Origin of the sequence: Mesorhizobium sp. M7A.F.Ca.CA.002.04.1.1, from assembly GCF_004022805.1 — a bacterium.
Classification (GTDB): Bacteria; Pseudomonadota; Alphaproteobacteria; order Rhizobiales; family Rhizobiaceae; genus Mesorhizobium; species Mesorhizobium ciceri.
Genome location: NZ_RZPL01000152.1, coordinates 1 through 9516, shown reverse-complemented (window position 1 = coordinate 9516; position 9516 = coordinate 1). Strand labels below are relative to the sequence as shown.

Genomic DNA, 9516 nt, shown 5'->3' with positions numbered 1-9516 from the left:
TTCCGGGCCGAACAGCACCAGCATCGGCTATCCCTTGCTGTTCCTGCTCGTCTTCGGCGTCGCGGCGCGCGCCGCCGTCGGCCCCTGCGAAAGCCTGCTGACGATGAGCGGCAACCAGAACATCTGCGCCGCCGTCTATGCCATGACGCTGGCCTTCAACATCGCCCTCAACGTGATGCTGATCCCGATGTTCGGCCTGTGGGGCGCGGCCATGGCCACCGCCTTTGCCATGATCTTCGAAGCCGGCGCGCTGTCCTTCACGGTGTGGCGCAAGCTCGGCATCGTCATGCTTATCTTCGTGCCTGCGAAAGGAGCCGCGTGATGGCTGCCATCCCGTTGCTTGAGGAAACCAGCGGCGGCACCGCCGGCGCCATGGTGTCGGGCCTTGCCGGGCTGACCCGTGACGCCGACCCCGCCCATATCGAGATTCTCGCCAACAACCGGCCCGAGCGCAAGCTCGCCATCTACCCGGCATCCGCCGGTTTCGACCTGGTCGAGGAGCTGGATTATCTCTGCGCCCGCACGGTCGAGCCCAACGTGTTCTTCAACCCGCGTTTCCTTGCGCCCGCCATGCCGCGGCTGGAAGATCGCGAGGTGCGGCTGGCGGTCATCCGCGACGGCGACGAATACCGCAACCGGCTGCGCCTTCTGGTGCCGTTCTCAGTGGAACGGCCGGTGGTGCCGCTCGGCGTGCCGGTGATGCGCACATGGTCGAGCCCGTTCGGTCCGCTCGGCACGCCGCTGGTCGACCGCGACGACCCGGTGGGCGTCGTCGAGGATTTCTTCTCGATGCTGTCGCGCCCGCATCTCAAGCTGCCGAAAGTGTTCGTCCTGCCCGATGTCCGGCTCGATGGCCCGGTGGCGAGCCTGTTTGCCACCGTGGCCGAGACGCGCGGCCTGATGCTGGTCACCACCGGCCAGACCCTGCGCCCGGCGCTGGAGAGCGAGCGCGACGGCGATGATTATCTGAAGGCCTCGCTGCGTTCGCACCATTATCGCGAATTCCGGCGGCTGAAGCGGCGCCTCGGCGACCTCGGCAGGCTGGAGCATGTCGTGGCGCGCGGCCCCGAAGACATCCGCCACGCCATCGAGAACTTCCTGACGCTGGAGGCGGCCGGCTGGAAGGGCCGCGAACGCACCGCCATGGCGATCGACCGTTTCCGCGCCGCCTTCGCCCGCGAAGCCGTGCACCGGCTGGCCGAGCAGGACATGTGCCGCATCCATTCGCTGACGCTCGACGGCCGCACCATTGCCTGCCTGATCGTCTTCGTCGAAGCCGGCATCGCCTACACCTGGAAGACCGCCTATGACGAGACGCTGGCCAGCTATTCGCCGGGCACCTTGCTGATGATCGAGGTGACCGGGCAGCATCTCGACGATCCCAACATCATGATGACCGATTCCTGCGCCGTGCCCGACCATCCGGTGATGAGCCGGCTATGGGCCGAGCGCAAGCCGATGGGCACGCTGGTGATCGGCCTGACGCCGGACGCCGACCGCCTCACCCGCCAGGCCGCCTCGCAACTGCACCTCTACCGCGAAACCCGCAACATGGCCCGCCTGCTGCGCAACCGCATGAAGAGCTTGTTGGGGCGGCGCTGAGAAAAGGCAAGGGTGCGGTTCTGGAAGGATGGCACATTTTCGCTGCAATATTTGACACAGAGGTGGCCGGGACTTTACTTCGATTGCCCAAGAGGCAAGCGCTAAGATCGACTTCCGCTTCAAAAAAACGAGATTTCTTGCAGCAATTTTCCGGTGAAACCCGGCAAGATCTACTCGCATTCTTGTCCTTGATGCACGATAGTCTAGTGATTCGGTCCGCGATGAGAGAAAAATGTCGCTGAATCATGAGGCCAACGGCGCCCGGCACATCAGTGCGAACGACAGCGCCGTTGTCCGAAGGGCCGACGAAGACTTCGAAGAACTGATTCGAAGCATCCGAGCCGCCACGCATCAAGCTTTGCCTCTCTTCGAAGAGGAGCCCGTGACCGGATTGGCCCAGTCAGACACGCTGGCCGCCTCCCTCGGCTCGACTTCGGCCCGGACGGGCTCGAGTCAGGCCCACGCCATGCGCGGCTCCTCGCTCTTGTCCAACGATGACGACTTGGCGTGGTCGCTGGTTGAGGACTATGTGGCCAGGCTCGATGCGCAAACGCACGATGCCGACGCTCCCGATACGGACAAATGGGACTTGCAGGAAGAGGTGGCGAAGCTGCAACGTTTGCAGGATCGCACCTCGAAAGAGCTTGGGCGAAAATCGCGCGAGCTATCGATCGCAAGCAAGACCATCGCCGACCTGGAGGTCCAACTCAACAGGGCACGGCAGACCATTGCGCAGGCGGATAGGCATGCCGGCCAGCGCGCAACACGGTTCCTCGAAGCGAATGTCGAGGTCGAGCGCCTGGGACGGAACCTGGCGCGCGTGTCGGGGCAACTCCGCGACGAGACCATGGCCAGGCAAGCCGCCGAGCAGGCGCGTGAGGACGTTGCATTGCGGCTCGCCAGCTTGCAACAGGCCGCCATGCTGCTTCGTTCCAAGGTCGCGGACTACCAAGTCCACAACGAACGACTGACCGGCAAACTATCTGCGCAGATGCTTGTACAGCAGGACCTGCAAGCGCGGCTGTCCACGGTCGAGCATCAGCGCGGCGTTCTCGGCGATTGCGCCGCCGCCGCGCAGGAACGGGCCGTCGAACTTGAAAAGAGGTTGCGCTTGCTCCAGCGCAGCACCCCCGATCAAAGCGTGGTCCGCGCAACGCCGAGCGCCGGGCAGCGCGCCGAGGACGTGGCCGAGCATCGGCGCCAAACCTCGGAAACCGAGATTGCGAATTTACGCCAGGAGCGCGACGCGGCGCGCCGAGACTGTGGCGCGGTGAAGGTTCAACTCGCCGATCTCCGCTTGCGCGGCATGACCGACGAACTCGCGCATGCCCGTTGCCGCAACGAGAACCGCCAGCTTCACCAAAGGCTGGAAACGCTGACACGCCAGGATCCGCCCAGCGGACCGGCAGCCGATGACAGCGCCGACCTAGAACGGACATTCGACGAATTGCTGGCAGCTGGCGAGATCGGCCCGGCCAATGACGGCGACCCCAGCGTGGCGCGCAAAGCGTGTTGATCGCCTGCTGAGACGTATCGGGAGCCAAAGCGACCGTGACGCCCTTCGTCTATTGAACTTCGAGTGGCCTGCCACCCGAAGCTCGGAGAGCGAAGGGTGGTGCCCCTAGCCGGGATCGAACCAGCACTCCTTGCGGAACTCGATTTTGAGTCGAGCGCGTCTACCAATTCCGCCATAGGGGCTCAGGCCGGGCGGCCTGGATGGCGCGGGACTATACGGTTGGAGGCCTGTTCGTCAACTGGCCAATTCCTCGTCGCCCCGGATGCGACCAAACTGCGCCTTTCGATTTCGTGACGGGGCTGCCATTGTGCAGCGCGGAAAATCTTTCTAGACAGGCGGCGCATCAAAGCGCGGCACGTCTGCGGGGACGGATGGCGTGCGCTGGGTCTTTGTTCTGTGCATGCCGTTACACCCCAACCTGCCTGCGCAATTGAACGACACGCATTAGGAGTGCCGATGCTTCGCGGACTTTACGACTGGACCCTGTCGCTGGCGGCCCGCAAATCCGCCGAATGGTGGCTGGCCTTCATCGCCTTCGTCGAAAGCTCGGTGTTCCTGGTGCCGGCCGACGTGCTCTATCTGCCGATGGCGCTGTCGCGGCCGGATCGCGCCTACCGCTATGCGCTGATCGCCACCGTCGCCTCGGTGCTGGGCGGCATCGCCGGCTGGTTCATCGGCCACTATGCCTATGACGCGGTCGCCAGGCCGATCCTCGAATTCTACGGCAAGTACGACGAGTTCGAGCAACTGCGCGCGGGCGCCGGCGTCGGCTTCATCGTCCTGATGCTGATCACGTCGGGTGCCGCCCACCTGCCGCCGATCAAGGTGGTGACGATCCTGTCCGGTGTCATCGGCGTCAATTTGCTGCTGTTCATCGTGCTGGCGATCGTGGCCCGCGGCGCCCGCTTCCTGCTGCTCGCCTGGCTGCTGCGCCGCTATGGCGAACCGATCCGCGAATTCATCGAAAAGCGCCTCGGCCTGATCGCCGGCGCCGGCGCGGTTGCCCTGATTTTGCTCTATATCCTGGTCAAATACGCGTTCTGAACAGAACCATTGCAAGCCGGACGGACCGATTGAAATGACAGCGACCATGAATGCCGACACCGGACGCCAGCGCACGCTGACCGCCTTGTTCCTCGCCGTCGCCATGGCCGCCACCGTTGGCTCGGCGCTCGGCTTCCAGTATCTCGGCGGCTATATCCCCTGCCACCTCTGCCTCGAACAGCGCACGCCCTACTATATCGGCGTCCCGCTGATGGTGCTGGCGGTGATTGCGTCGATGCTGCACGCACCCAGCTGGCTGACGCGCGGCCTGCTGGCCGTCGGCGGCATCCTGATGCTCTACGGCCTCTATCTCGGCGTCTACCACTCCGGCGTCGAATGGCAGTGGTGGGCCGGCCCGACCGATTGTACCGCAGGCGCCGGACCGGTCGACACCGGCGGCAAGGGCGTGCTCGACGCGCTCGACAAATTCGTGCCGCCGTCCTGCGACAAGGCCGCTTTGCGCATCCTCGGCCTGTCGCTGGCCGGCTGGAACGCCATCGCCAGCCTGATCCTCGCCGCCGTCGCCTTCCGAGCCGCTTTCGCCCGCGACTAAACCAATTCGATTGAACGGCGCGACGCAGAGTTCGAGCAAAAATTCGCCAGGCTGAGTCGGATGGCGCGGCTTTCGAGAACCGGAGCGGAGCGTACTGAAGTACGTGAGCACCGGAAGCGCAGAAAGCTGCGTCAGGCGGCCAGCATGGCGGATTTGTGCCGAACTCTATGGTTCGAGTTCGACATCCCAGTAGAGATAATCCATCCAGCTCTCATGCAGATGGTTGGGCGGGAACAGGCGGCCATTGTTGTGCAGATCGTGCACCGTCGGCTGGAAAGGCTTCTGCAACGGCCACATCTTGGCATGCGCCGGCATCATGCCGCCCTTCCTCAAATTGCACGGCGAACAGGCGGCAACGACATTCTCCCACGTCGTCGCGCCGCCGCGATGGCGGGGGATGACGTGATCGAAGGTCAGGTCCTCCGGCGTGCCGCAATACTGGCACTGGAAGCGATCGCGCAGGAAGACGTTGAAGCGGGTGAAGGCCGGGTGCCTGGAGGGCTTCACATAGGCCTTAAGACTGACAACGCTCGGCAGCTTCATCGAGAAGGTCGGCGAGGAGACGGCGTGCTCGTATTCGGCGACGATGTTCACCCGGTCGAGGAACACCGCCTTGATAGCGTCCTGCCACGACCAGAGCGACAAGGGGTAATAGCTGAGCGGACGGTAATCCGCATTCAGCACCAGTGCTGGAAGCCCATCCGGAGATACGGCAACCGTCACGTGTTCACCTCCTTGGTTCTAGACCCGAACGGCACGGATACTGTAAGCCCGACATGACAGGGATGTGAAGCGGATTGTCGCGTCGCTGAAGCGCCAAAAATGCATGATTTTTATGATTTTTCGCGGATTCAGGCCGGCGGCGCGGCGTCCCGCCCTCTGGTTTCACGATAATAGGACCAGAAAAGCCGCGATGCGACACCTCGCCACGGGCTCCATGATTCGGCCAATGCGATCAGCGTTTTCTCCGGCGGACGCGGCTCGATGCCGAGCGCGTGGCCGACCGCGCTCTGCAGCGCGACATCACGCGCGGGGAAAATGTCGGGGTGCCCGGCGGCGAATAAGAGGTACACTTCCGCCGTCCACGGGCCGATGCCGGACACCGCCGTCATCGTCGTGATCGCCTCCTCGGCATCGAGCGAACAGAGGTGATGCAGGTCGAGGCCGTCGACCACGGCCTGGGCAATTGCGATCAGGCCGCGCTGCTTCGGCCGCGACAGGCCGGCCTCGCGAAACATGTCCTCGCCGGCGGCCAGGATCGCCTGCGGCGTCAGCGGATCGACGAGCTTGGTCAGCCGGCCGAAGATCGCATCGGCGCTGGCGCGGGACACTTGCTGCGAGACGACGATCGACGCCAGGCTTCGAAACCCCGGTTCGGACAGCCGCAGCGGCACTTCGCCGGCCATGCCGCGCACCTTTTCCAGGCGCGGGTCGATCACGCAAAGCGCATCGAGCCCCCGGGCAATGTCGTCTGATGTCGCGATACGCTGCATGCTTTCTTGTTCCTGAACCGGCAGCACGGTAGCAATTGGCAAAACCGCCGCACAACCCGATTGCCGCCGCAGAGATGACACTCCTGACATTCCGCTTCGCGCCCAGCCCCAATGGCGACCTGCATCTCGGCCACGCCTATTCGGCGCTGCTCAACCAGAAGCTGGCGGCACGGGCGGACGGCCGCCTGCTGCTGCGCATCGAGGATATCGACACGACGCGCTGCACGCCGCAATTCGAGGCCGGCGTGCTTGCCGACCTGAAATGGCTGGGGCTTGGCTGGGAAGAGCCGGTGCGCCGCCAATCCGAGCATTTCGCCGAATACCAGGCGGTGCTCGAGCGGCTGGTCCGGGAGGAACTCGTCTATCCCGCCTTCATGAGCCGTGGCGAGATCCGCGCCTTCATCACCGACAGTGAAAAGCGTGGGCGCGACTGGCCGCGCGATCCCGATGGCGTGCCGCTCTACCCCGCCGCTGACAAGGCGCTGCCAGTCAAGGAACGCCAGCGGCGGATCGCCGGGAATGCGCCCTTCGCCTGGCGGCTGGATGTCGATGCCGCCTTGGCGCGTGTCGGCAAGGACCTGTCTTGGACCGAATTCGCCGACGAGACGCTTTCCGCGACACGCTCGATCGAAGCCCGTCCGCAGGACTGGGGCGACGTGATCGTGGCGCGCCGCGATATCCCGACCAGCTACCACCTCGCCGTCGTCATGGACGATGCCCTGCAAGGTGTCAGCCACGTCGTGCGCGGACAAGATCTGTTTTCCGCCACCGGCGTGCAGCGCCTGCTGCAGCAACTCCTGGGACTGCCGCAACCCGCCTATTTCCATCATCGCCTCATCCTCGGGCCCGACGGGCGAAAACTGTCGAAGAGCCTGGGCGATACCGGCCTTGCCGCCTTGCGCCATGCCGGCGCATCGCCTGACGACATCAGGCGAATGGTCGGGCTTTGAGCCCGGTGAGACCAAGAAGCCACCCCAGATGGGCCGGCGTTGAATTCCGGTGATCTATGGATCAACCGTTTCGCTTTGCGCGCCGGGGTGAACGGGATTAGAGCATCGCCACGGCAATTCTCTCCAGTGCGGCGGACTCCGGAACATGCACAGCATCAAGCGGTTCATTCCCGCCACCTTCGTCGTTCTGTGGGCGACCGGCTTCATTGGCGCGCGCTACGCCATGCCATGGGCGGAGCCGTTCACCTTCCTCGCCGCGCGGTTCGTCATCGCCGCCATCCTGCTGGCCGTCCTGATGCTTGTATTGGGTTCGAAAAAAGCCACCCGCGAGGAGGCGCTGCATGCCACCGGCGCGGGCATCCTGATGCATGGCGTCTATCTCGGCGCTGTGTTCTGGGCCATCCACAGGGGCATGCCGGCCGGCTTTTCGGCCCTCATCGTCGGCCTGCAGCCGCTGATCACGGCGGTGCTGGCCGGCAAATTCCTCGGCGAGGCGATCCTGCCGCGTCACTGGCTTGGCCTTGGCATCGGCCTCATCGGTATCGTCATCGTGCTGTGGCCGAAGCTCGGCGCGCTCGGCGGCGGCGTGACCGCGGCGACATTGACAGCCTCGCTGGTTTCGGTGCTCGGCATGAGCGCCGGCACCATCTGGCAGAAGCGCTTTGCCTCCGGCGGCGACCTCGTCGCGGCGACCATGTGGCAATATGTCGGCGGTGGCTCGCTGATGCTCGTCGCCTCCCTCGCCTTCGAAACCCACACGGTCGTCATCAATGGCGAACTCATCTTCGCCATGGCCTGGCTGGTGCTGGTGCTGTCGCTCGGCGCCATCTTCCTGCTGATGGTGATGATCCGCGACGGCGAGATGTCGAAGGTCGCCTCGCTGTTCTACCTGGTGCCGGCGGTGACGGCGATCATCGCCTGGGCCCTGTTCGACGAGCAGCTCAACGCACTTCAGATTGCCGGCATGGCGATCACGACATTCGGCGTCGGCCTGGCAACGGCGCGGCAGGCCAAGGGAAGAACTGTGGAATTGAGGAATTGAGGAATTGAGGAATTGAGGAATTGAGGAAGAAGCACAGACAGCGCCGGATATGGCCCGCTTTTTCTCCAATTCTTCAGTTCTTCAATTCCTCAATTCGCCCTGTCATCCCACCCGCGCACGCGCCTCCAGATAGCGGCTGATCGCGGCATTGAGCTCGCCGCCGAGGATGAAGATCGCCGACACCATGTAGAGGAAGACCACGGCGATCATGATCGAGGCCAGGCCGGCATAGGTCGTCACATAGGACGAGAAGTGGTCGAGATAGGTGGCGAAGATGGTCGAACCGATAAGCCATGCCGCCAGCGTGAAGACGATGCCCGGCACCAGCGACACGAAGCGGCGCTTGCCCGCCGGCAGCCAGAAATGGACGGCAAACAATCCGCCGACAATGACCGCCGAAGCGATGACGTAACGCCATAGCGTAATGGTGCCCATATAGGGCTTGATCCAGTCGATATGGGCTTCGGCGAGCCGCGCCAGCAGCGGCGCGAACACCAGGAGCACGCTGATCGCCAGGAAACCGGCCGTGGCGATGAGCACGAAGATGATGCTCTGCACCCGGCGGTAGATGATGCCGCGCGTTTCCGAGACGCGGTAGGCGCGGTTGAGCGACGTGCGCAGCGCCTCGATGCCGTTCGAGGCAAAATAGGCCGCAAGCACCACACCATAGGTCAAAAGGTCGGTGCGCCTGACGGTCAGCACATTGAGCACTTCGCGCGCGATCGGCTTGGCGATCTGTTCGGGCCAGGTGTCGAAGACCAGATGCACGGCCGTGTCGGAGAACGCCTGCGCGCCGAGGAAGCTCGCCAGCGTCGTCGCGAAGATCAGGAACGGGAACAGCGCCATCAGCGAGGTGATCGCCAGATGGCTGGCCATCGCCCAGCCGTCATCGGTGTTGAAATGGCCAAGTGCGTCGTAGAGGACCCGCTTGAGGGCTACGATCTTCCGCAACAAGAACCGCGCCCTCCAATTGTCTCCACGCCGGGAATATGGGAAGGGATTGCGGCAAATGGCAACCCTTGGCGAAACCACGAACAGTCCGGCGCAGAAGTTGCGCTCGATTATCATCACCGGTGCGTCTTCGGGAATAGGCGCGTACTGCGCCCGCGCGTTGAAGGCGGAGGGCTGGCGGGTGTTCGCAACGGCGCGCAAGCCGCAGGACATCGCCGCGCTCGAGGCCGACGGCATCGAGGCCTTCTATCTCGATTATTGCGAGCCGGACTCCATCGCCGCGCTGGTGACGGCGGTGCTCGACCGCACCGGCGGCCGGCTCGACGCCCTGTTCAACAACCGCGCCTATGCGCAGCCGGGCGCCG

11 protein-coding genes and 1 tRNA gene are annotated in these 9516 nt (G+C 64.2%); 8 read left to right on the top strand and 4 right to left on the bottom strand.

The window, feature by feature from the left end:
- The 3 genes from ENZ75_RS10810 to ENZ75_RS10800 all read left to right on the top strand — a co-directional run.
- On the top strand, positions 1 to 322 hold a 322-nt coding region (locus ENZ75_RS10810; RefSeq protein ID WP_206617029.1), incomplete at its 5' end, for a polysaccharide biosynthesis C-terminal domain-containing protein.
- Positions 322 to 1602 (top strand): GNAT family N-acetyltransferase, encoded by a 1281-nt coding sequence (locus tag ENZ75_RS10805; protein ID WP_063169079.1) that lies wholly within the window; start codon positions 322 to 324, stop codon positions 1600 to 1602. The genes ENZ75_RS10810 and ENZ75_RS10805, both read left to right, overlap by 1 nt.
- A gap of 232 nt (positions 1603 to 1834) precedes the next feature.
- Positions 1835 to 3118 (top strand): hypothetical protein, encoded by a 1284-nt coding sequence (locus ENZ75_RS10800; RefSeq protein WP_063169080.1) that lies wholly within the window; start codon positions 1835 to 1837, stop codon positions 3116 to 3118.
- Between the two features lie 97 nt (positions 3119 to 3215).
- Here the strand turns inward: ENZ75_RS10800 and ENZ75_RS10795 are convergent.
- Positions 3216 to 3300, bottom strand: a tRNA-Leu gene (locus ENZ75_RS10795).
- 274 nt (positions 3301 to 3574) lie between these two features.
- Here ENZ75_RS10795 and ENZ75_RS10790 point away from each other — a divergent pair.
- Together ENZ75_RS10790 and ENZ75_RS10785 are read left to right on the top strand one after the other, a co-directional pair.
- Positions 3575 to 4162 carry a YqaA family protein gene (locus ENZ75_RS10790; RefSeq protein ID WP_013529435.1) on the top strand — a complete coding sequence of 196 codons (588 nt, stop codon included), beginning with the start codon at positions 3575 to 3577 and terminating at the stop codon, positions 4160 to 4162.
- Between the two features lie 34 nt (positions 4163 to 4196).
- Positions 4197 to 4715, top strand: coding sequence for a disulfide bond formation protein B (locus tag ENZ75_RS10785; RefSeq protein WP_063169081.1), 519 nt, complete (start codon positions 4197 to 4199; stop codon positions 4713 to 4715).
- 165 nt (positions 4716 to 4880) lie between these two features.
- On the opposite strand, the gene ENZ75_RS10780 is transcribed toward ENZ75_RS10785, so the two are convergent.
- Both ENZ75_RS10780 and ENZ75_RS10775 read right to left on the bottom strand, forming a co-directional pair.
- Positions 4881 to 5438: an HNH endonuclease gene (locus tag ENZ75_RS10780; RefSeq protein ID WP_006328497.1), complete on the bottom strand. Its 558-nt coding sequence runs from the start codon at positions 5436 to 5438 to the stop codon at positions 4881 to 4883.
- Positions 5439 to 5566: 128 nt separating this feature from the next.
- Positions 5567 to 6208: a DNA-3-methyladenine glycosylase gene (locus ENZ75_RS10775; RefSeq protein ID WP_013529433.1), complete on the bottom strand. Its 642-nt coding sequence runs from the start codon at positions 6206 to 6208 to the stop codon at positions 5567 to 5569.
- 74 nt (positions 6209 to 6282) lie between these two features.
- On the opposite strand from ENZ75_RS10775, the gene gluQRS reads away from it, so the two are divergent.
- Positions 6283 to 7158, top strand: a complete 876-nt coding sequence (gene gluQRS / locus ENZ75_RS10770; protein ID WP_063169082.1) for a tRNA glutamyl-Q(34) synthetase GluQRS — start codon at positions 6283 to 6285, stop codon at positions 7156 to 7158.
- A gap of 145 nt (positions 7159 to 7303) precedes the next feature.
- Positions 7304 to 8200 carry a DMT family transporter gene (locus ENZ75_RS10765; protein ID WP_063169083.1) on the top strand — a complete coding sequence of 299 codons (897 nt, stop codon included), beginning with the start codon at positions 7304 to 7306 and terminating at the stop codon, positions 8198 to 8200.
- A 102-nt stretch (positions 8201 to 8302) separates the two neighbouring features.
- Here the strand turns inward: ENZ75_RS10765 and ENZ75_RS10760 are convergent, their stop codons facing one another.
- Positions 8303 to 9154, bottom strand: coding sequence for a YihY/virulence factor BrkB family protein (locus ENZ75_RS10760; protein WP_013529430.1), 852 nt, complete (start codon positions 9152 to 9154; stop codon positions 8303 to 8305).
- A gap of 55 nt (positions 9155 to 9209) precedes the next feature.
- Here ENZ75_RS10760 and ENZ75_RS10755 point away from each other — a divergent pair.
- A partial coding sequence (locus ENZ75_RS10755) for an SDR family NAD(P)-dependent oxidoreductase (protein ID WP_128278097.1) occupies positions 9210 to 9516 on the top strand: 307 nt, incomplete at its 3' end.